Origin of the sequence: Bradyrhizobium sp. 137 (genome assembly GCF_023074095.1) — a bacterium.
Lineage (GTDB): Bacteria > Pseudomonadota > Alphaproteobacteria > Rhizobiales > Xanthobacteraceae > Bradyrhizobium.
Window position 1 is genome coordinate 1 of record NZ_JADPKU010000054.1, and the last position, 21413, is coordinate 21413.

The window sequence follows — 21413 nt, forward strand, 5'->3', positions numbered from 1 at the left end:
AAATCGACGGGCTGCATCTCGGCGACGATCTCGTGCTGGTCGCCGCGATCGGGGTTGACGGCGAAGGCAACAAGCATCCGCTGGCGCTGGTGGAAGGGGCGACCGAGAATGCCGCAACGGTTCAGGCCCTGCTGGATAACCTGGTCTCGCGCGGGCTCGACCCGACGGTGCCAAGACTGTTCATCGCCGACGGCGCGAAGGCGTTGTCGAAGGCGATCCGCCGCACCTTCGGTTCGGCCGCTCGATCCAGCGCTGCCAGATCCACAAGGCGCGCAACATCATGGAACGCCTGCCGAAAGAGCATCATGCGGCCACCCGTCGGGTCCTGCGCCAGCCCTGGGAGCTCGATGACGCCGACAAGGCTGAAAAATTGATCCGCAATCTCGCGCGTCGACTCGACCAGCAATGGCCCGGCGTAGCGGCGAGCATCCTCGAAGGCCTCGACGAAATCCTGACGGTCGTCCGGTTGAAGCTGCCGAAGGAACTTCGTCGATCGCTCGCCTGTACCAACATCGCCGAGAACGTGATGGGCACCATTCGCCGCGTCACGCGCAACGTCAAACGCTGGCGGGATGCCGGTATGGCCTTGCGGTGGGTCGCGGCCGGCATGATCGAGGCCAACAAGGGCTTCCGACGATTGAAGGCGCATAAGCAATTGTCGGTTCTGCGTGCGGCCCATCAAGCTCACCACGATCGCATGACGATCAAGCCCATTGCCCACCTCACCAGGGCCGCGTAACATTTATTCCGGCAACGTCAGCCCGACGCAGTTCAACAGCGATCGGGACATCCCCTCTTTTTCCGCGCGCAGCCGAAGGCCTTTAATCTCCTTGCCCGGATACTGGTTGGGCAGCGCATAAAAAGGTTATCGAGGCGCTCGCCTTCGCGCGACTCGGCAAAACCGTAGCCTAGACTTGGCGCTCGCCCCAAGCGCGAAGTCTTCGCCATGGGTCGCATCTACGCTCGGGCCCCCTGCTGGTACCGCTCCAAACGGACTCGCGCCCCAAGAAATCCGAAGCGCCGCAACACGGGCACGTCGATCTCACTGCCATCGGCATGTTGGAGCGAGTAGGTCGACACCAATTCGCCAAGTTCATTCCCCGCGTTAGGAGGTGTAGCCGGCCCGATATGCCCGAAGCCATCGGGGGCCGTAGGTGAACGATCCGTGACTACCTGAACAAAAATCACGTAGGTAGCCGCTGTCGCTGGTAGCGTGATGTCGACAGGAGCGTCTCCAGGGCGCAGCGCCAGCACATCCGGGCCACTTTCGTCGCCAAAGACAAACGGTATGCCTCGAAACGTCCGAGGCCCTTGGAGCTTGATGCCCCTATCGATGTCGTTTGGTTTCTTACCGAACGTCGCGTCCAGCTCTGCAGAGCTCTGGTCATCCTGCGATATCGGCGCGCTTAGCCGCTGTTGCCCTAACATCAGCCAAGATCATGTCCGACGCCTTCTCCGCGATCATGATAGTTGGCGCATTCGTATTGCCGGCGACGATCGAGGGCATGATTGACGCATCCACCACGCGCAATCCAACAATCCCGCGCACACGCAGCCTCGCATCGACCACCGCGTCTGGCCCATGCCCCATAGCACAGGTCCCCACCGGATGTAGGGTCGCAACGCCACGATTGCGCACGTCATCGGCCAATTCCTCATCCGTCACTAGAGCGTTAGCCGATCAGGTTGCAAGTATCCCGCGGCAGTGAAGTAGTTTGAGGATTCCGCGGGCGTGTAAGTGTCGATGATGCGCCCGACGGCATCCCAGAGACCGCCGACAGTGCGTTCGGCGGCCTTTCGCAGATTTGCTTTGAGCTTTGCGAAGGCGTTCTCGATCGGGTTGAAGTCGGGACTGTAAGGCGGAAGGTAAAGGAGCGTTGCGCCGGCAGCCTCGATCATCTCGCGGACGCGCGGTCCTTTGTGGCTGGAGAGGTTGTCCATGACGACGATGGCGAAGGCTGGAAGCTCTGGTACGAGGACCTTTTCGACATAGGTCTCGAAGGCGTCGCGGTTGATGGGACCATCGAGCACCCAGGGTGCGATGATGCCGCGGGTGGTTAGAGCGGCGACGCAGGTCGTCGTTTTCCAATGGCCGTGAGGAACGCTGGCCCGCAGGCGTTCGCCCCGCTGGCAACGGCCATGTGTTCGCGCCATGTTGGTCGATGCCCAGGTCTCGTCAATGAAGACGAGCCGGTCCCGATCGAGCTTGTCCTGGCTCTCACGCCAGGCCTGGCGCCGCGTCAAGACATCGGGGCGATCCTGCTCTGTGGCATGGGGGGTCTTTTTTTACGCGTGATCTTGTGGCGCTCGAAGAAACGGCGGATCGTGCCATATCCGAAAGACAGGCCTTGTTTGCTCAAGCTGTCACGCAATTCCTCGATGGTGATATCGGGAGAGGCCTCGAGCAAAGCCACGATCGTCGCCTCATGGGCATCAATCCGATGAGACTTGCGATCGCCGCCCTGAGCTCTTGGCTGAGCATCCCCCTGTTCCCGTTCGCGCGTGCGCCAGCGGCTCACGCTCGCCGCGCTTACCCCAAATCGCTCGGCAGCCTGCCGGCCTGAAACGCCGCCTCCAATACAGGCAAGCACACGGTCGCGAAGATCCATCGACAGCGGCTTCGCCATGCCCGCCGGCCTCCAATCCGGGCGGCAAGCTTGAATCATTAAAACGCTGATTTGTGAATCCCCAGCGATTCAGTCCGATGGGCTAACGCTCTAGGGTCTCCCCCGGCAGGACCTCCTCTGCAACGAGATCCCTTAGAGCATCTTGGCTGGCGATTTTCCGTGCGAGCCGGATGCCGGCAAGAACCGCCCGAACGTCATACTCGCTGCATAGGAAGTTGAAACGGATTTCCGGCTGAACTAGAGGATCGCGGCCTTTCAGCCGCACTGTGCCGCGCCCTTCTGGACGTAAATGCACCGGGCTAATGCCGAATGTCGGGAACGGATGCGGAATGATCCCTTTGGAAGAGCGCCGCATACCGCTCCAGGCAATTAAATGCAACTGCAGGTCGGGGCGCTCCAATCTCGGATCGCTTCGCACAAAGGCACCAGCATAAAAGCCACTGCTGGCCAGAGGTCCACTGCGACGGAGCATGTATTTTAATCCCGCCATGAACTGATGTGGAATGCTGCGGTGGAGAACGTTCATGGACAGCGGTCGTTTGATACGCCAGGCACAAGACAAGTGGAAATGCTCTTGCAGATTGGAGCCGACGCCTCGCAGGTGGTAAACAACTGGGATTCCCATGTTCTGCAGATGCTGGCCGGGACCAACACCCGACAGCAGCAAAAGCTGCGGCGAGCCAAAAACGCCGGCAGACACAATGATCTCTCCATTAGCATAAGCTGTCGAGAGCCCATCGCGCGTGCGGAATTCAACGCCAACTGCTTTGCCATCTACGATCAGTATGCGAGTTGCATGGGCTCTCGTCAGGACGATGAGGTTACTTCTACTCCGTGCGGGCCGCAGATAGGCGGCCGCCGTACTCCAACGTCGGCCGGCGTTTATCGTAGTCTGATAATAACCCGCGCCGTCTTGCCCAGCGCCGTTAAAATCGGGGTTATGAGGAATGCCGGCTTGCACGCATGCTTTGAGCAGCAAGTGCCCCAATTCCCAGCGAGGTGGATCAGAGACATGCAACGGGCCGCCAATTCTATGAAAATCATCCTCTCCGAGTTCGTTATCCTCGGCTCTACGGAAATACGGCAGGACGGAATCAAAACCCCAACCTTCACAGCCGCGCTGCACCCACTCGTCATAATCAGCCCGATTTCCCCTCATGTAGACCATCCCGTTGATCGAGCTGGTGCCGCCAAGCACTTTGCCCCTCGGCTGGTACATGATGCGATCGTTCAAATTCGGTGCGGGTTCGCTTTGCGACAGCCAATTGACGCGCGGGTTTGCGAAGATTTTGGCGAAACCCGCCGGGATGTGGATCGATGTGGATCCATGGGTTGTTATCCCTGCCCCCTGCTTCGAGCAGCAGGACACGATGGCCTCCAGACTCGGACAATCGCGCAGCCAAAACGCAGCCAGCAGAGCCAGCACCGATAACGATGAAATCGTAAACATGCTCGGACTGATGTTGCATGTCTTTTACCTTGACAGTCGCCGATTTGATAATCGATTGTCGCGCCGCCCGAGCTTGATTACCGATAACTTCTTCGACCCAACTGTCGGTGTGACTATGATCGCTCGAGTTTGACAAGTAGCGATTTAATGCTGACGGTCGGGTCTTCGAGCTCCTCCGCCTTAGGAGCAAGCCGCTTGCCGATCATCATCTCGGCGAAGCGTATTTCCTTCGCAATTGTGCCCAGGCGACCAAAGCCACATGCGGCGACTAAACGGCCGTCCGCGGCGAGGTAGAAGAGAAGTTGGCCGGTTGCGCCGAGATTTCTGGCTACGGGGACGTCTCCTTCACTACAGAGACCAGCGATTTGGAGCGTCTCGTCGTACTGGTCCGACCAGAACCACGGCACTTCCTCGTAGGGACGATCCGCGCCCAGCATGTTGGCTGCGGCCGTCGCTCCCTGTCGCTGCGCGTTGCGCCACGCCTCCAGCCTGATCCGCTTCCCGTAGAGCCGATGCGGAAACGAACAGCAATCGCCTGCCGCGAAGATATGCGGATCGGAAGTCGCCAACGTCTCGTCCAACAAGATGCCGTTGTCGACCGGCAATCCCGCGGCTTGCGCGAGCTCGACATTCGGAACGACACCGACCCCAACAAGCACCAGATCGGCAAGATGGGTGCGACCACCCGCCAGCACGACCTCTGCGCGTCCTTCGTTGACGTCGATGCGTTCGACTGTGGCACCGGTCTCAATGCGTACGCCCGAACGTTCGTGCGTGGCCTTGATGAGTTCGGCCATGGGCGGCGGAACTGCCCGCATCAGCAGCCGCGGGCCGGCCTCGACCACGGTCACCGAAGCGCCCCGCAACGCTGCGCTTGCTGCAGCCTCGAGCCCAATAAAGCCGCCGCCGATGACGATCACTTGGCACCCTTGGCCAATGCCCTGTCGTATCGACAATGCGTCGGTGTACGTGCGCAGTGTCGCTGTTCTGCTTGCTGCCGCAACCGGAATGCTCAATTGTCGGGGGCGCGCGCCGGTTGTCAGCAGCAGCCGTTCGTAGCCCAGCTGCGCGCCATCCGAGAGTGTCACGGTGTGCGCCGCACGATCTATCGACACGACGTTCCGGCCCGCGAAATAGTCAATTTCCAACGCCGCCAAGCGCTCGTGGGTCACGAGCAGCTTGGGTCGAGGAGCCGTCTCCTCCATCAGCATCGCCTTTGAAAGCGGTGGCCGCTCATATGGCAACATAGTTTCGTTACCGATCAGGACGACCATGCCCCGCCAGCCGCCCTCGCGCAGAGCGACCGCAGCGCCCGTGCCTGCCTCGCCCGCACCAACGATCACGATTGCGGGTTCGTTACCCAAGCGAGCTAACCTTGTTGAAGAGAAGGTTGCGCGTCGAGTGACGTACAATCGAACAGATCACGCACTAGGGACTTGAGCAAAAGCGCTTCCTCCCAACGGTCAGTCGTATCGTAACCTTGCCGATCGGTAATGGCATAGGGCTGGGGGCCAAGTTCGCATGCGAAGGAAAGACACGCATCTGCACGTGCGCGCTTCCGCCAGTTTCTGAAGCCGTATTCCCACCAGCGTAGGAACAGATCAAGCCAAACCTTGTGCTGCGGGAACGTGATCTCAACCTGGATCTGCTCGCGTGAAGCAACGCGGCCATGAAACGCCCATGTGCGGTCGAGCACTTGCCACACCAGAGCTTCATCTTCGTCGGAGATCGGGTACCAAAATTCGCGGCCCAGCAGGAAGTGCGAGAGATCGGCGAGCATGCGCATCTCAGAAACCTGATCCATAAGATCGAGCGTGAAGAGGAGGTCTGTCGTCATCCTGTTGCGATGCGTCTCGAAATAGATCGGCATCCCGGCATCCTGCGCCACTCTTATCCAGCCTTCCAGCAGCGGGATGCAGTCCGCGACGCGGCGCGGGCGAACGTCAGGCTGGATGTTGAGATGCAAGGCACCAAGTTGTTGTGCGAGATCGATCGCGGCTTTCAAGTTGTCGATCGTCTGCGGGAAACACATGCCCTCGACAGCAAGCCCGGACCCGGCCAGGGCACGCCCAAGCAGGGCCACACGCGTAGGATCTGTGCACGACGTGCTGATGCCGTCGAACCCCCCTTCTTTGATCATCGTCAAATTGTGCTCGATGGAGCGCTCGATGCCGTCTGGATGCCGCCGCTCCATGGCCCAGAGCGATTGTAGTACGAGTAAGCGCTGCTTCGACATTATCGTATTTTCCGGCTCTGGTGCCGCTCAGAGCTTGATGAAAACGGTGCCGCCCTCGACCTTCACCTCGTAACTGCGCAAATCGATGCATGCCGGCAGCGCACGCGCCTCACCACTGCGGTAATCGAAATTTCCGAAGTGCTTGGGGCATTCGATGATATGACCATCGACAATGCCCCCCGCGAGATGGACCTTTTCGTGAGAGCAGTGGCCGTCGATCGCGAAATAGTCCCCTTCCGGGGCGCGAATAACGACAAACGTGCGCCCTCCGTGATCGAAGCGTAGCGCCTCTTCGCGTTCCAGCGCGTCGGTAGCGCAGGCCGCCACCCACTCTGTACTAGTCAATATCGTTTCCTTTGTTAGGGCCGTCGAGATGGATGGCGCTGCGCGACACGGCGATCCTGGCCGGCACCCAGAGACAGAACTCAGTTACCGCCACCCAGGCCGCCAGTGACGAATGCTGAGCGCGTATGAGGCGAACAACCATCAATGCAATCCGCCGCGCACATACTTTTTCGCCCTCATCCGCTTGTACATTGCCTGGTCGGCTTCGGGCGAACCGTCGTGTGCGGTGCCGAACCATTTGTCAAACGGGATCGTCCGTTCGCCATAGTTCACCTCAAAGTATTTGTGGTGCAGGTAATGAAAGTAGTTGTCCGTATCGATGTATTTCTCATCGCCCATCACGATCCGGTCGAAGCCGTTATGGGCCTTCACCGGCGCGAGCGCTGCGTGCATGAGCTGAAACATCGCGTGCAGCGGATTCGACGGCACAACAAAATTGATCAGAACGCAGGAAAAGTAGACGATATGTTCAAACGTGTGCATCGACAAACCTGACCACGGCCCTGGATTGACGTTGTTGTGATGCACCTTGTGAATGACTTGGTAGAGAGGGCCCATATGGATCAGGCGGTGGATTAAGTAGAAGTGCAGCTCACGCCACATCGGCATGAGCAACATCAGTATGATGAAGTAGACGGGTTGGCTTCGGAAATCGACATAAGGGATGTAGCCGTTGGCGAACATCCACCACGCGAAGACCTCGTACGCCGTCCACACGGGAACGCCGCTACACATCGTCCAGAACACATTTTCGGCGGTCTGGCTTCCGAACAGGAAAGTTGAGTTGTTCGTGTCGGGCCACCGCTGATTGTATTTGAAATCAATCTGCTGGCGCCGCTGGATGTAGAGCACAGTATGAAAAATGCCATAAACCAGGACTGTGAGCACGGCATTTCGCAAGAGAATGAGGGAAATCCAACCGGCCCTGAATTCCTGCATCGTTGCCAGCGGAGGTGTCAGATACACCCACGCGACTAGCGAGACCACGAAAATGAGCCCATTCAAGGGCCAAAGATATCCCGGATAGCCAAACAGCCAGCTAAGGAATGCCTTTGGCCGGACCGGCCACACAAACACAGGAGCGAACTTCGGGCGCCTGTGGGGTGTCCAGTTCCCCCGTTTGTCACGTGTGCCATACAACGTGTCGTCCACGCCTCTCTCCATTGGTTTTGCCGTAGCGCGGGAGTACTCGCGGAACAGAGCGAGCCGTCGGGCTCTCTTCAACGCGAATTGACACGATTGGATCGCATGATCCGATGTTTGTCAATCTGGATTGATTGGTTCCGGTGGCAAAAGGTGAAGTGCACCGCCGGTGCGAGATTTTCTCGAACATCGACACGGCCGACCCAGGCGATCGTTGGTCCGAGATACGAACGAGGAGTTCAGGCTGGGCCGAGTGGTCATTGGCTTGGCTGCTCCTCCGCAAGCAAACTGGGTGAAACTCGAGCCAAATTCATTGCGGTCGCTGGCCGAGTTTCAAAAATCCCGTTCGTATGAACCTCTGTAGATAGCTTCCGCAAGAGCGTCTACAGCTCTTCAAAAAGGGGCATTCGCCTTAGACAACCGCTGCTTCAGGCATTCAAGACCCGCCCATAGGCATCCAGCACACTCTCCTTCATAACCTCTGGCAACGTAGGATGGGGGAAGATGGTTTGCATCAGCTGTGCTTCGCTCGTTTCGAGATTCATCGCAATGAGGATGAGTTCAATCGTGAGCGTCATGGGAGGATCACCGTGCCCGGCCTTGACTTGCGCGGAATGCTCTGGATTGCGCGGTCAGGGTGATTGACGCTGCCGTTGAGCGGTGATGGGGTGATCCCGGGTTGGAGCGGGCAACGGGGCATCAGATTAACCAGCGATTCTCAGCTGCGCGAGAAGCTTCGGAAGATCGAGGCGTTGTTCGTGGGTGCTGGAACGGCTGGTGAGCGCCTTGGGGCGGAAGCTGCGCTGCAGCGGGTACGCGCCCGGGTCGAGGAGCTGGCTCGTCACGCCCCCCCGATCGAGCAGCAATTTTCACTTCCTGACCAATGGTCGCGGCATCTGTTTCTGGCGCTTTGCCGCCGGTACGGGCTACGGCCGTTTCGTTACCGCCGCCAGCGACGCAACACGGTGATGGTCCGCGCGTCGCGGGGCTTCGTCGACAAGATCCTGTTGCCGGAGTTCACCCCAGCTGGAGAGGGCGCTGCAAGTCTATCTACACGAGGTGACGCTGCGCGTGATCCGAGACGAAATCTATGACGACACCAGCGACGCGCAGGAAGTTCCAGATGCTCTGCCGTCGAACTGATCAGGCGGCGAGCTTTGCCTCCGAACCGTCGCGCTCGACCTTCCAATTCCACGGCAGCAGCGTGTGCAGCTGATTGATCTTTGTGCGTCCAGAGACGATGCGCTCGAGGACGTCGGTCAGATAGTGCCGTGGGTCGATATCTTGCCGCTTTGCCGAGTTGATGAGCGACGCGAGAATGGCCCATGTCTCGGCGCCGCCTTCGCTGCCCGCGAACAAATAGTTCTTCTTTCCAAGCCCTATCGACTTGATGCTGCGCTCAACCGTATTGTTGTCTATTTCAATGCGTCCGTCATCGATGAAGAGCGTCAGGCCGTTCCAATGGTTGAGGGTGTAGCGGATGGCTTTTCCACGGCCGTCCGCTCCGTCAGGCAGCTTGCCTCCGGTCACGTCGTCGTTGGCGAGGGCACCAGCCGCCTGTGCCGTGATGAAGAGAGACAGCTGTCCGGGATCCAGCGTCTCGGAGCGGGGACCGAAGATCGTGCGCTTGTACTGGGACAGGATCATCAGGAGCTTGTCGTTCTCCTGGACTGCAGCGTCGCGTTGGGCGATCGCCGCATCACGCTCGGCCGAAAGCGTGCTGCATTCCGCCGACAACGCCGCAAGCCGTGACGACAGGGTCATCACGGTTTGTCGGAGCAATGCTGGATCGGAAGGCAATCACCCATGCAGAGTGATTCTACAACAACTCCGCATGAGTGACGAACTACTATTGATACGGATCAACCAGCTCGTGCTGGCTGATCCACAACCCGCATCGGCACACACTTCCAGTCCGAGCCGTCGAGCAGCACGGAGAGCTGAGCATGAGATAGCGGCATGACGCCTTCCTTGATCGCGGCCAGGTGAACTGCCCCTCGATTCTCTTGTAGTAAAGGACAAGCCCGCTTCCGTCCCAGGTCAGGATCTTCACGCGATCTCGGAGCTTGGAGCGGAAGATATAAAGTCCGCCGTCGAACGGATCGGCTCCAAACGCCTCGTTCACCAGCATCGCCAGCGAGTCCATGCCGCGACGAAAATCGACCGGCTGCGTCGCGATCCAGATCGACAACCCGGGTCGCAGCCCGATCATTGGCCAACCGTCCCGACTGCCGCCAGCACCTCGCACAGCGCCCGCCGGTCGACCGTCCCCCTGACACGGATGCGGACCGCGCCGACCTCGATCTCGATTGCCACTGCTCTTCGCTCGACCGCAATTTACCCCCGCAGCTGGTGATCGCAACCGGCACAAAGCCAGGTGGCACCTCTCCATACCCACGCTCAGCGACCTTCGCCCGCGTTGACTGACGACGCCACAGAAACACCAGGCTTGGGCCGATGTCGTGTCGCCGCGCCACCGCGGACACGCTTGCACCTGGCGCAAAACTCTCCGCGACAATCGCTGTCTTCGCATCGGCCGACCAGCGCCGTCGCCGGCCGGTCCCGGTGATGATCTCGACACGCTGCAGCGTGTCAGCAGAATCCTTGAGGATAGGCGCATGCCTATCCGTATCGCTATCCTTACGACTACCTTAGACATGGTGGGAGACCTCGTCATGATTCAGTTCACGGGATCTTCCTAATCGATCAGATCAGCCCTCAGCGCGTGGTCCCTGGATGACGCTCACGTTCAATCACTTCCGCGCCGATCATGAGCTCCAACCAATTAGCTGGTCTTGTTGTCGAAGATCTTCTTGATGAGCCCATTTTCTTCGCCGAGGGCGATCGCTTTCCCGTTAGCGTTAAAGGAGAAGCGGCCGATCCGATCTCGCAGCCTTCAGCCTTCGCTCTTGCCTCGCCGAGCCCAACAGACGCAACCTGGGGTTAAAATAGGTGAATCCGGGCACTCTATCCTTTTCGATCGGATGAACGTTCGAAAGACCGGCGATCTTTTCGACGCAAACAACGCCGTCGTGCTCGGCCTTATGGGTAAGCATGCGGGGCCGAGCCGATGACCACCAACGATTTTAGAATGAAGCTGGGCTTCATCGTCTCGAAATAAGCCCAAATCAGTTTACCGTCTGGCTCGAGACCGGAATAGCGCGTGGCCGCGCCCCAGTCGCGACAATAATGTGTTTGGCCATATAGGTCCCCTCACCTGATGTATCCCTCGGAACCGGATTCTGTGGCTCTACGACCGTCTTCGACGACCTGCCGACGATGATCTCGTTCGGCTTGGTCAGCTTGGCTTCGCCCCAGATCACATCGATCTTGTTCTTCTTCATCAGATACGCGACTCCGCCATTTAAGCGCGCGGAGATGGCGCGCGAACGGTCCACCACGGCCGTGAGGTCTGGCTTTATGGAACCATCCAAGATCAAGCTATAGTTCTTCACATGGCTCGCGGGATCCATCATCTCGGCGGCCCGCAGAAGCGCCTTTGTCGGAATGCAGCCCCAGTTCAGACAGATGCCCCCAAATGTTCGCGCTCGACGATGACGGTCTTCAGGCAGAGCTGGGTCGCACGAACAGCGGCCACATAGCCCCGGGGCCTGAGCCAATGATGATGATGTCGTAAGATCTATCAGCGATCAATGTCGCCTCAGTTTAGACCATCATCATTGTGGGATTTTCAATCAGCTGCTTGAACGCGCTGATCAACTCGGCGCCGAGTGCGCCGTCGATTGCGCGATGGTCGCAGGAAAGCGTCACGCTCATAAGGCTTGAAATCTCGAGTTTTCCTTCGCGCACCACTGGGCGCTCCGCGCTGGTACCGACGGCGAGAATGCTTGCATGCGGTGGGTTGATAATCGCTGTAAAGTCCTTAATTCCACACATGCCGAGGTTTGACACCGCAGTCGTGCCGCCCTGATATTCTTCCGGCCGGAGCTTGCGAGTGCGAGCGCGGACTGCGAAATCCTTCATTTCCCCCGAAATCGCCGACAGAGATTTGGTTTCCGCCTTGCGTATGATTGGTGTAATCAATCCTCCGGGCATCGCCACGGCCACCCCAACATCGGAATGCTTGTGTTTGATCAGGCCGCTTTCGAGCCAGCTCACGTTGCAATCGGGAACCCGGTGCAACGCCAGTGCCATTGCCTTGATGATGAAGTCGTTAACGGACAGCTTATAGAGCGGCCTCTTGTCAGCGTCAGTTGGCGCTTGTTTGTTGACTTCCTCACGGGTGGTGAGCAGTTTGCCAACGTCGCAGTCAATCGTGAGATAGAAGTGCGGCACCGTTTGCATTGAGGCTGCGAGACGCTGCGCGATCGTGCGACGCATGCTGTCATACGACACAATGTCGTAGCTGCCAGGTTCGAATAGCGCGAGGATCTGTTGGTCCGACATGGACGGCGCGAGCGTCGGCGAGCCGGCAGCCGCAGGCGGTTTCAGAATCTCCCCTGATTTCGCCTGCTCGACATCCCGCCTCTGGATACGTTCATTTGGGCCGCTCCCTACGACGGTCGAAAGATCAATCATCCACTCCTTGGCAATCCGCCTGGCCAGCGGAGTTGCGATGATGCGATGCGTCTGGCCCTTTGAGCTTAAACCCGCAGCATCCGGAGTAGAGGCAGGCGTTGTCGTGGATGTCGATTTCTCAACGAGCTGTTCGCCGGGTTGAACAAACGGTTCATTCGGCAGAAAAATACGGGCTACGGATTGCCCGACCCTTATTTTCTCCCCGGATGGATAAGACAGCTTGATCGTGCCGCTGGCCGAAGCTTCGACCTCGACTGCTGCCTTGTCGTTCTCGACCTCAAATAAAACCTGGCCTTCTGCGACGGCGGCCCCGTCCTCCACCAGCCACCGTGAGATGGACCCGATATCCGTCTCCAGGCTCACCTTTGGAAATACAATATCGACGGCCATTTGCGGTTTCTCCAAGTCTTTCGCCCCGGCGCAGCTCGTTGAAGCGGCTCCAGCGACTGCAATATGTCGATGCGTCAGGCCGGTTAGCCGTTGGCGACGGTGATCAAAGTCTGTCGAAGCTGGTCGGACGAGGCGAGTGCCGCGCGATTGAGCGGAGCGGAAACGACCGGCGCGGCGATGCTGCCTGTCACATGCAGAATCTCGTGATCCAGATCATTGAATGCACGCGATTGGATCTCTGCGATCCAATGCCGGCCTAAAGCAAGACCGTTTGTCGTCTGCTCGGCGATCACTACGCGATTGGTCTTGGCGACCGATCCAAGTATGAGCGGCCAGTCCGTACTCAGCTGACCCAAGCTGCGCAAGTCGATTATTTCGGCATCTATGCCAGTCTCCTGCACGACCTTAATGGCCATTGGCACCATTACCGACGTGGCAAGCAGAGTGCAGGTGGAACCCGGTCGGACCACCTTCGCTTTGGCAAGCGGAATGCAATAATCCCTCTCGGCACGGGGCACGAGTCCTTCCTCTTGGTAGAACTCGACATGCTCAACGATCATTACGGGATCATTGGAGCGCAGGGCGGTATTGAGCATGCCGACGTAATCGAACGGCGTGGTCGGCGAGAATATGTGCCATCCGGGAAATAGATGGAACAGTGCCGACAGGTCACCAGAGTGTTGCGAACCATAGCCGCCATGTGGCGCCACGCGCACGCGCATCACGATTGGTACCGGGAATCCATCGCCAAACATGTGGCGCACTTTTGCAACAGCATTGCAGATCTGATCGGCTGCAACCAAGCAGAAGTCGCCGAACATGATTTCCACAATGGGCCGAAGGCCACGAAGTGCAGCACCGAGCGCGACACCCGTGAAACCATTCTCGGCAATTGGCATCGCAAGAACCCGTTCCGGAAATCTTTCCAAAGCCTTTGTCGTAAAGCCGCTTACGCCGCCGCGGAACCTATGAACGTCTTCGCCCATCACAACGACCGTCGGGTCAGCTTCCATAGCTGTGCCCAAGGCTTCCGCCGCGGCGACGACGAACCGAGATTTTTGCAGTTCATCTGGCCTGTAGTCTTCAAGCTCCCTGAACTTTGCGCCTTTAAACTCGCTACCGTCGCTGAGAATACCCTCATCGACCGACGATGTTGACGGCCAGAGTTGCTCGGGGATGCGAAGCACGTTGCTGCCGGGAATCTTCTCGGTGAGCCGCTGGACGGCCCGCTGGACCGCGGTGGTCACGCGCTCGTCGAGCAAAGCAAACCCGTCGTCGTCCAGCGCCTTCATCCGGCGGAGGTGATCGCCGGCCAGTCGGAGCGGATCGCGGCCGCGCCATCGGTCTTCCTCCTCTTTAGTACGGTAGCCGAGCTCGCTTCCTCTCTTGCTCCCGCTTTGATGCAGGAACCGATAGCATTTCGCTTCGATGACGACCGGCCCACGTGCGCTACGAATTGCCTTTAGCGCAAGATCTATGGCTTCGTGTACGGCTACCACATCCATGCCGTCGCATTCGATGCCCATAAAGCCAAGCATCGGTCCTCGCGACGCGAGCCGGGTCTCGCCCGTTACATCCTTGATGTGCGTTGAAACACCATAGAGGTTATTTTCGATAAAGAAGATGACGGGCAGCTTGTAAGCCGCAGCGATGTTCATGGATTCATAGATGGCTCCCTGGAGAGCGGCTCCGTCGCCGAAGAAAGCAACAGACACGCCATTCCGATGAAGGACGTGATCAGCGAGCGCATAGCCTACTGCATGAGGCACGTTGCCGCCGACGATCGCGCTGGTCCCGGTAACGCCCGACTCCGGATCACGCATGTGCATCGACCCGCCGCGCCCGCCACAATATCCGGGCGACAAGCCCATAATTTCGGCCATCAAGCGATAAATGGTATCGTCCATCTCCGGCGTGAAGTCCTGCTTTCGAACGTTAAAGGCAGGCGGAAGGTGAGCATTGACCAGTTTAGCCAGCACCTGATGGTGCGCGCGATGCGTGCCATTGATCTGGTCATGCGAACCGAGCAGCGACATCGCGCCGACGGCGGTAGCCTCCTGGCCGATGCTGGCATGAGCGGGGCCATGGACGAGTCCAGCTGATTCCAGTTCGAGGATCTTCTCCTCAAAGCGACGGACGAGCAACATCTGGCTATACCAGCGGACCAAATCATCTTGGGCGAACTTCGCCCAATCGCCTTCGTCGACTTCGACCCGATACCACTCTGCAGAGGGCTTGAGTTCTACCCGATGTGCCACGTGTGTTTTCTCCTTTAAGAGCCGCCGCAAAGGCCCAATGTGAACGCAGGCGTCCAGTCCCTTGAGGGCGCGGCGCAGTGCCTAATCACAAAAATCGCCTTGTCGGTTCGACATTCATCGCACAACAGAAGCCTTATCGAAGGATCGGTGGCGCGGCGAATGAAGCTTGGCGACGAGGTATACGCTGGAGCAGCGCAAGCGACGTGGCGCTTACAACCTGTCTGGGCAACGACAGCGCAAGGGCATGCCGCGCCCGAGATGGTGAAAAATGAGCAGGCGACGTCGACTAGTGAAATGGACGAATATTGTGTCACAAGATCTAGCATGACTGAAGCTGTGATGAGCCGGAGCGACAACTAGCAAGCAGCCGAAGAGCTCCACCATCTTTGGCATCTTGCTTGATCATGTCGGCGCCCTTCTCGGCTATCATGATCGTTGAGGCATAGGTATTTCCCGAGGGTACAGTCGGCATGATCGAGGCATCGATCACCCGCAGGCCGTCCACGCCATGTACGCGCAGACGGTCATCGACGACCGACAGAGGATCGTGTCCCATCTTACAAGTTCCGACGATGTGGCAGATTCCGATTCCAGTGCGACGTGCGTGGTCCAGCCACTCGTCGTAAGTTTGCACCTTGTGGCCAGGTCGGAATTCGAAGGCTATATATTTTGCAATGGCGGGATGCCGCATGATCTTGCGAATGATCTGCATCCCGCCGACGGTGCAGTCGCGGTCCACCTGCGTGGCTAGGAAATTCGGTCGGATCGCGGGCTCCGTTCCGGGCAATCGGGATTTAATGTGAATGGATCCGCGCGACTCAGGCCTGGATTGATACATGGAGATGGATATGCCAGGCTCACGTTCAAGTTTGATCTGCGGCCAGGGCGCCGACGAGGTAGCGCGCGACATGAAGATCTGCACGTTCGGCGTCGCAAGATCTGGTTGCGTGCGAACGAAGCCGAACACAGGGCCTGCAGTGCCTAAGAGCGCCCCCGTGCCGCTCGCATAGTAGCGCGCCACCTCGCGCAGTAAGCTCAATCCGCGGGTCTGCTCATTTAGCGTAATGGGCTGAGTTACGCGATGAGACGTGCCCACGATGAAGTGGTTACCGCAATTTTCGCCGACCCCCCTCAATTCGTGACGCACCTCAAATCCGTACTTCTTCAGGATTTCAGGCCGACCTATACCTGACCTTTCCAGCACCCCGGGCGACAGGAGCGTACCACAACATACGATGATTTCGCCGCCGCAGCGCGCCTCGTGCGTCTCCCCGTCTAACGAATACACGACTCCCACGGCGCGTTTGCCTTCAAGCAGGATATGGCTCACTAGGGCGCCCGTTTCCACGCGCAGATTGCCCCTGCCGCGTACGGGATCCAGGTAGGCGCGAGCAGCCGACCAGCGCTTACGCCCCTTAATCAACACCTGATAATATCCGAAGCCTTCTTGCTGACCGTTGTTGTAATCATTGTTGAGAGCAAATCCGCTTCCCACGGCCGCCTCAAGGAATGCATCGCAAAGCACATGGCGCGCGGTCGTGTTGCGCACGTTGAGTGGGCCGCCCTTTCCGCGCGACGCATCTCCCGCTCCCTCGTAGTTCTCCGATCTTTTGAAGTATGGTAGGACATCTGAGTATGACCAGTTGGAGTTGCCGAGAGCGGCCCAGGTGTCGTAGTCCAACGGCTGGCCGCGCACATACAGCATGCCATTAATGGAACTGCAGCCACCCAGCCCACGACCGCTGGGCGAAGGAGAGCGGCGCCCCCCAATACTCTCATCAGGCTCCATGCTGAACTTCCAGTCGAATTGTTTATGGTTCAGAAGCTTCGTGAATCCGGCAGGAATATCGATCCATATCGATCGGTCGCGAGGTCCAGCCTCAAGCAACAAAACCTTGGTGCCTGCATCCTCTGTGAGCCGATTCGCAAGCACGCATCCGGCAGAGCCGCCGCCGATGATGATGTAATCCCACCTAGGCATGGATTGCATTTCCTCCCTCAGATATCTGGCGATTACAACAGGTGGACGGCTTTCCGGGCATGCCCCACGAAATCCAAAAGTCATCTTACGTGGCAGATGCGAAACGATCAATCCGAAATGGTTTACAAGCGGATCATGTGCTCCGAATCGCAAGCAGGGTGCTGTTCCGCCTAAGGAGCAGAGCCAGGGTTCTCTGGTCCTCCTCGCGGCCGCTGGGCTCGAGTCGGATCTAGCGGAGTTTTAGCCCTTTGCCCCAAGGTCTGCATGTGCCAACGATTGCACTTCGGTCGAACAAGGGACTTCGGATAGTTCGCATTGGTTTCCAAAACGGTGTCGATAACTCATATCGATGTTACCCCGCGAAGCTGCGCGCCAGCAGATGCTGGTCCAAATCCTTTGTGTCTACTGCCAGACAGTAGAATGTCGAACATGACAGATTGTTTGGCGTGGACCGTATTGCGGCGCCTTTTCTCTCATTGGCGAGCGACGCATAAGCCCCTGCAGGATCTCGCTCAGAGCATACCAATCGACAGACGCGCTTGAACTTGCAGATTCGCGAAGGCGCGGGATCTTCCCCTACAATTCGACCGTGACGAAACGATCTTCCCTTACTGACTTGAATACGGCTTCGAGCACGCCGATGCCCCTCACTACATCGTCAAGGGGAACTGGATACTCGGTCCGATCGAAAACGGACTTCGCGAAAGCCTCGAGTTCTGCGCGCTCCATATCGACGGCATCAAACTGTGTCGTTTCCGCATCTTGGCCGACTGTGGCAACTGTGAGCTGCTGATAGCCTTGCATCTCGGCCCAGCCCGCTGTTCCAAACACCTGCAGTCTCCAGTTGCGCGCAGTTGCCGTTACCGTACTTAGATAGCCGGTGGAGCCTCCGGCGAACTCCAGCTGGGCATCGGTTGTATCGTCCATATCGATCTGGAGGAACTGCTTTCTTGACCTTGCTCTTACGCCGGATATGGGCCCAGCGAGACCAATCATCGCATCCAAGATGTGAATACCCATCAGCGTCATCCCACCGGCGGGAGTTTCGGAATGGTGTGCCCGCCAATCTGTCGGCGAGAAATGAAGGCCTTGTGGTGCCGAGAAATTACCCTCCAAATGCAGGACACGCCCGAGCTGAGCGCGGTCGAGAATCTCTTTCAAGCGCGCGTACGCCGGCAGGAACCTGCGATTGAACCCGACCGCCAGTTGCTTTCGGGCATTCCGAGCTGCGTCTATGGCTTTCAAGGCCCCAGCAACATCCAGCGCTAGCGGTTTCTCGACGAAGATGTGCAAGCCGGCCTCTGCCGCCTCGCGGATCTGATCGACATGCTCACTATGAGGTGAAGCGATAACGACGGCATCGACAGACTTCGATCGTAGGAACTCTTGGTAACTATCGAAGAGGTGAAGCTTTTCCTGGAGAGCGAAGGGTCGGTGCTTGTCTGGTGATCGTGTATAGCCCGCTACAAAATGCATAAGCTGGCTCTTGGGGGCTCCATCCTCCTGGATTGCCCGTACAAGTTTCTGGCCCCACTGCCCGAGCCCCACGATGCCTAGTTTCATATTGATGACCTCTCTAGGACAGCCACTCGGCCATTGTGGCCGTACCGGCGGTACGAGCATTAGCTTTAGAGACCAGCAACCCAGAAGTGCCGCATCACTCTGGCCAGGCATCGATTAGGCCCATTCGGCATCTTGCGCGCGCTTCAAGCAGCCTTCAGCCATTCGGCTAGTCTTTCCCCGATCATCATGCAGGTTGCGCTTAAGTTCGCACTGACAACGAAAGGCATAACAGAGGCGTCGGCCACGTAGAGATTTTGTACACCGTGGACAGATAGCTGACTGTCAACGACAGCCGATGAATCGACGCCCATCTTGCAAGTTCCAGCAGGATGAAAGATTCCCTTCGCCGTCTCTTTGACGAAAGTCTTCAAGTCATCGTCGCTCTGAAGCGACGTACCAGGTCTCAACTCCTCGACTACGTGGGACCGAAGGGGCTCCGTGGCGAAAATTTCTCTCAGGATCTTATGCCCGGCAACGAGAGTGTCAGCGTCGCGCTCATCGGCAAAGAGATTTGGATGAATCGTGAGCGGTTCACGAACATCGGACGAGGCCAATTTGAGATGGCCAGAAGAGTATGGCCGATGAACGTTAACGATCGCCGTGACCGCAGGCCGATCCAGAAATCGGGGCCCATTTGGACCGAGCTCATAGGCTCCAGGCGTGAACAGGACTTGAAAGCGGGAACGCTGGTTGCCGGAATCCAGCTTTCGCGCCAGAACGACCTGAGTCATAGAGCTTGCCGCTGGCCCTTGTCCAAGAAACAGCCAACGTACTCCAGCTGCTAACTTTTCCATGGGTCCAACTATCATGTTGAGCGTCTTGGTGTCGACGCGAACGACGTGACGCGTGCCAGCGTGATCCTGTAAATTGCGCCCCACTCCGGGAGCGTCGACGAGAACATCGACGCCTACGCGGCTCAACTGTGCGGCAGGTCCAATGCCCGAGAGCATAAGAATGTGCGGCGAGCCGAATACCCCAGCGCTCAGCACAACTCCTTTGCGAGCCGTGAAGATGGTCCGGCAATCACCACTGATAACTTCGACACCCCTCGCCGTACGGTTCTCGAAGAGCACTCGTCGAACTTGCGCCTTCAACATAAGGCGAAAGTTTTTACGTTTGACCGCGCGCCGGACGAATGAGCGTGCCGCGCTATAGCGCGACCCGTTGAGTTGCGACACCTGTGGAAAGCCTACCCCTTCGTACTCGCCGTTGTTGAGGTCGCTTATATGCTTGGCTCCGTGACCGACGCATGCTTCCAAGAAAATCTTTGACATCCCATGCGCGGACCTCAGGAACGACACGGGCTGCGGGCCAGTATTGCCGCGCGTCGAGTTTTCCCCACCCTCATATCTTTCCATCTTACGAAAATAGGGAAGAACGCTCTGGTAGCCCCAGTCCTCATTGCCGAGTGAAGCCCAATCATCAAAATCTTCGACGCTGCCGCGGAGAAAGCACATTGCGTTAATCGCGCTCGTTCCCCCGAGAACTTTCCCGCGAGGCATGTAGTCCCGCTGTCCAGCTCGCGTTTGATCTGGCTCCGCAGTGAGGCACCAGTCATACTTCGGATCTCCAAAGACCGAACTCGCGAGGCCTGGCATAACGATCTTCAGTGATTTGTCCGATCCGCCGGCCTCCACCAGAAGCACCGACAAGTTTGGATCGTCAGACAACCTAGAGGCTACGACGCTCCCGCCCGAACCCGAGCCCACCACGATGTAATCGAACTCTGATTGCACGCGCGCTCCAACTCTTCGGCTTCGCGACCAAGCCAGAAGAGATATGGATCATATGATCCAAAAATTGTCAATACGGACTGTGCGTTTCATTGCCCGTCTGTTTGGACCAGGCGGGGGACCGTTCGGCTGGCAGTTGCTGCGGTGCCGAACGTCGCACATTGTGATCCGTCCCGCTGTTCGGCGGCCTTGGGGCGGCGTGAAATGAACGAGCCTCACGCCTCCGACAATTGTAAGCGATGGTGAATCTTCGTGTGCCGGCCGCAAGCCACCTAGGCAATCCTGCCAACGTGTTACGATTGCAAAGCACGTAGGCGAGCCCACTGATCACTCGTTGATCTCACGGCGGCAACGCCTCTATCCGGACCTATCCCGCATCATGCAGCCAACAGACCTGCTTCGGCATTCAAGCTTGCCTGAGCGGGAAGGTCGCACCACAATCAGGCTTTAACGGCACTCCGTCTGGATAGACCTGATCCGCTTGATTGTGCCCGAGAAAGTGAATAACCGCCGATCGCCTGCTTTCAGCTCGCCGCGGACGAAGATGAGCGAACCACCGGCGTGAGTCACCTCGCCGCTTGCTTCGATTAGCTCACCCTCGCGCGCAGCACCAAGGAACTCGCCAGAGAGAGAAACAGTCACTCCAGGGCCGTTGAGCACCGGGTTTGCAATCGCAAATACACAGTAGTCAACAAAGACCATGACGCAGCCTCCATGGACATTCCCGAACCCGTTGAGGTGCTTGTTCTGCACGCGAAACGCGCAGCGTACTGCTCCATTAGCCTCTACTCGATGCCAAAAAGGGCCTGTGTCGTTCAAGAACGTATCGGACGTCCAAGTGCGCCAGCCTTTGAACTCACCGTCCGTAGCTTCATGAATGTTGAATGCGGCTGATTTTTTGATGTCGTTCAAGTCCTGCATTTGGGCACCAGGAGTTCAAATTCTGATCTGCGCGGTTTGCCTGACGCGACGGGTGAGCGCGTTTCTCGAGCCGACCGTAATCGCCTCCGGCTGGTCGTCCGAACCTCACCTACTTTCCGATTTCTTCGGTCAGCTCCGGAACCGCTTGGTAGAGGTCCGCCACCAGGCCGTAATCGGCGACCTGGAAGATCGGCGCGTCCTCGTCCTTGTTGATCGCGACGATCACC

13 protein-coding genes and 8 pseudogenes are annotated in these 21413 nt (G+C 58.1%); 2 read left to right on the forward strand and 19 right to left on the reverse strand.

The window, feature by feature from the left end; genetic code table 11:
* A pseudogene (locus IVA78_RS16310) lies at window positions 1–739 on the forward strand (transposase); the annotation flags it as partial.
* 645 nt (window positions 740–1384) lie between these two features.
* On the opposite strand, the pseudogene IVA78_RS16315 reads toward IVA78_RS16310, so the two are convergent.
* From IVA78_RS16315 to IVA78_RS16350, 8 genes and pseudogenes are all read right to left on the reverse strand, one after another.
* A pseudogene (locus IVA78_RS16315) lies at window positions 1385–1669 on the reverse strand (GMC oxidoreductase); the annotation flags it as partial.
* Window positions 1666–2627, reverse strand: a protein-coding gene (locus IVA78_RS16320; RefSeq protein WP_247466516.1) for an IS630 family transposase whose coding sequence is annotated in 2 segments (ribosomal slippage) — window positions 1666–2288 and window positions 2288–2627 — 963 coding nt in all. Because the reading frame shifts where the segments join, the coding sequence is not laid out codon by codon here. The gene IVA78_RS16320 and the pseudogene IVA78_RS16315, both read right to left, overlap by 4 nt.
* Window positions 2628–2709: 82 nt before the next feature.
* Window positions 2710–4077: a GMC family oxidoreductase N-terminal domain-containing protein gene (locus IVA78_RS16325; protein WP_247466517.1), complete on the reverse strand. Its 1368-nt coding sequence runs from the start codon at window positions 4075–4077 to the stop codon at window positions 2710–2712.
* Between the two features lie 113 nt (window positions 4078–4190).
* Window positions 4191–5441, reverse strand: coding sequence for an FAD-dependent oxidoreductase (locus tag IVA78_RS16330; protein ID WP_247466521.1), 1251 nt, complete (start codon window positions 5439–5441; stop codon window positions 4191–4193).
* A gap of 5 nt (window positions 5442–5446) precedes the next feature.
* Entirely contained in the window at window positions 5447–6313 is an 867-nt protein-coding gene (locus tag IVA78_RS16335) for a sugar phosphate isomerase/epimerase (RefSeq protein ID WP_247466524.1), read from the reverse strand.
* Window positions 6314–6340: 27 nt separating this feature from the next.
* A complete protein-coding gene (locus IVA78_RS16340) occupies window positions 6341–6640 on the reverse strand; it encodes a Rieske 2Fe-2S domain-containing protein (RefSeq protein WP_247466527.1) in 300 nt (99 codons plus the stop codon).
* Window positions 6641–6799: 159 nt separating this feature from the next.
* Entirely contained in the window at window positions 6800–7810 is a 1011-nt protein-coding gene (locus tag IVA78_RS16345) for a sterol desaturase family protein (RefSeq protein WP_247466529.1), read from the reverse strand.
* Between the two features lie 419 nt (window positions 7811–8229).
* Window positions 8230–8379 (reverse strand): annotated as a pseudogene (locus IVA78_RS16350) (dihydrolipoyl dehydrogenase); the annotation flags it as partial.
* Between the two features lie 63 nt (window positions 8380–8442).
* Between IVA78_RS16350 and IVA78_RS16355 the strand changes: the two are divergent.
* On the forward strand, window positions 8443–8895 hold the full coding sequence (locus IVA78_RS16355; RefSeq protein WP_247466531.1) for a hypothetical protein: 453 nt from the start codon (window positions 8443–8445) through the stop codon (window positions 8893–8895).
* Window positions 8896–8944: 49 nt separating this feature from the next.
* Here IVA78_RS16355 and IVA78_RS16360 read toward each other — a convergent pair.
* The 11 genes and pseudogenes from IVA78_RS16360 to IVA78_RS16410 form a co-directional block, all read right to left on the reverse strand.
* Window positions 8945–9292, reverse strand: a pseudogene (locus IVA78_RS16360) (transposase); the annotation flags it as partial.
* Window positions 9293–9352: 60 nt separating this feature from the next.
* Window positions 9353–9565: pseudogene (locus IVA78_RS34585) on the reverse strand (transposase); the annotation flags it as partial.
* 98 nt (window positions 9566–9663) lie between these two features.
* Window positions 9664–10013: pseudogene (gene tnpB / locus IVA78_RS16370) on the reverse strand (IS66 family insertion sequence element accessory protein TnpB).
* A gap of 576 nt (window positions 10014–10589) precedes the next feature.
* Window positions 10590–11452, reverse strand: a pseudogene (locus IVA78_RS16375) (FAD-dependent oxidoreductase); the annotation flags it as partial.
* Between the two features lie 15 nt (window positions 11453–11467).
* A complete protein-coding gene (locus IVA78_RS16380) occupies window positions 11468–12730 on the reverse strand; it encodes a dihydrolipoamide acetyltransferase family protein (protein ID WP_247466534.1) in 1263 nt (420 codons plus the stop codon).
* 83 nt (window positions 12731–12813) lie between these two features.
* Entirely contained in the window at window positions 12814–14988 is a 2175-nt protein-coding gene (locus IVA78_RS16385; RefSeq protein ID WP_247466538.1) for a thiamine pyrophosphate-dependent enzyme, read from the reverse strand.
* Window positions 14989–15307: 319 nt separating this feature from the next.
* Window positions 15308–16969, reverse strand: coding sequence for a GMC family oxidoreductase N-terminal domain-containing protein (locus IVA78_RS16390; RefSeq protein WP_247466541.1), 1662 nt, complete (start codon window positions 16967–16969; stop codon window positions 15308–15310).
* 576 nt (window positions 16970–17545) lie between these two features.
* Window positions 17546–18532, reverse strand: a complete 987-nt coding sequence (locus IVA78_RS16395; protein ID WP_247466544.1) for a Gfo/Idh/MocA family oxidoreductase — start codon at window positions 18530–18532, stop codon at window positions 17546–17548.
* Window positions 18533–18675: 143 nt separating this feature from the next.
* On the reverse strand, window positions 18676–20268 hold the full coding sequence (locus IVA78_RS16400) for a GMC family oxidoreductase N-terminal domain-containing protein (protein WP_247466547.1): 1593 nt from the start codon (window positions 20266–20268) through the stop codon (window positions 18676–18678).
* Between the two features lie 444 nt (window positions 20269–20712).
* On the reverse strand, window positions 20713–21186 hold the full coding sequence (locus IVA78_RS16405; RefSeq protein WP_247466549.1) for a PaaI family thioesterase: 474 nt from the start codon (window positions 21184–21186) through the stop codon (window positions 20713–20715).
* 109 nt (window positions 21187–21295) lie between these two features.
* Window positions 21296–21413, reverse strand: a pseudogene (locus tag IVA78_RS16410) (electron transfer flavoprotein subunit alpha/FixB family protein); the annotation flags it as partial.

Excerpts from the sequence above, each read along its gene's own strand:
- IVA78_RS16325 (WP_247466517.1), bottom strand. The coding sequence starts at position 4,077 with ATGTTTACGATTTCATCGTTATCGGTGCTGGCTCTGCTGGCTGCGTTT.
- IVA78_RS16335 (WP_247466524.1), bottom strand. The coding sequence starts at position 6,313 with ATGTCGAAGCAGCGCTTACTCGTACTACAATCGCTCTGGGCCATGGAG.
- IVA78_RS16390 (WP_247466541.1), bottom strand. The coding sequence starts at position 16,969 with ATGCCTAGGTGGGATTACATCATCATCGGCGGCGGCTCTGCCGGATGC.
- IVA78_RS16395 (WP_247466544.1), bottom strand. The coding sequence starts at position 18,532 with ATGAAACTAGGCATCGTGGGGCTCGGGCAGTGGGGCCAGAAACTTGTA.
- IVA78_RS16380 (WP_247466534.1), bottom strand. The coding sequence starts at position 12,730 with ATGGCCGTCGATATTGTATTTCCAAAGGTGAGCCTGGAGACGGATATC.
- IVA78_RS16405 (WP_247466549.1), bottom strand. The coding sequence starts at position 21,186 with ATGCAGGACTTGAACGACATCAAAAAATCAGCCGCATTCAACATTCAT.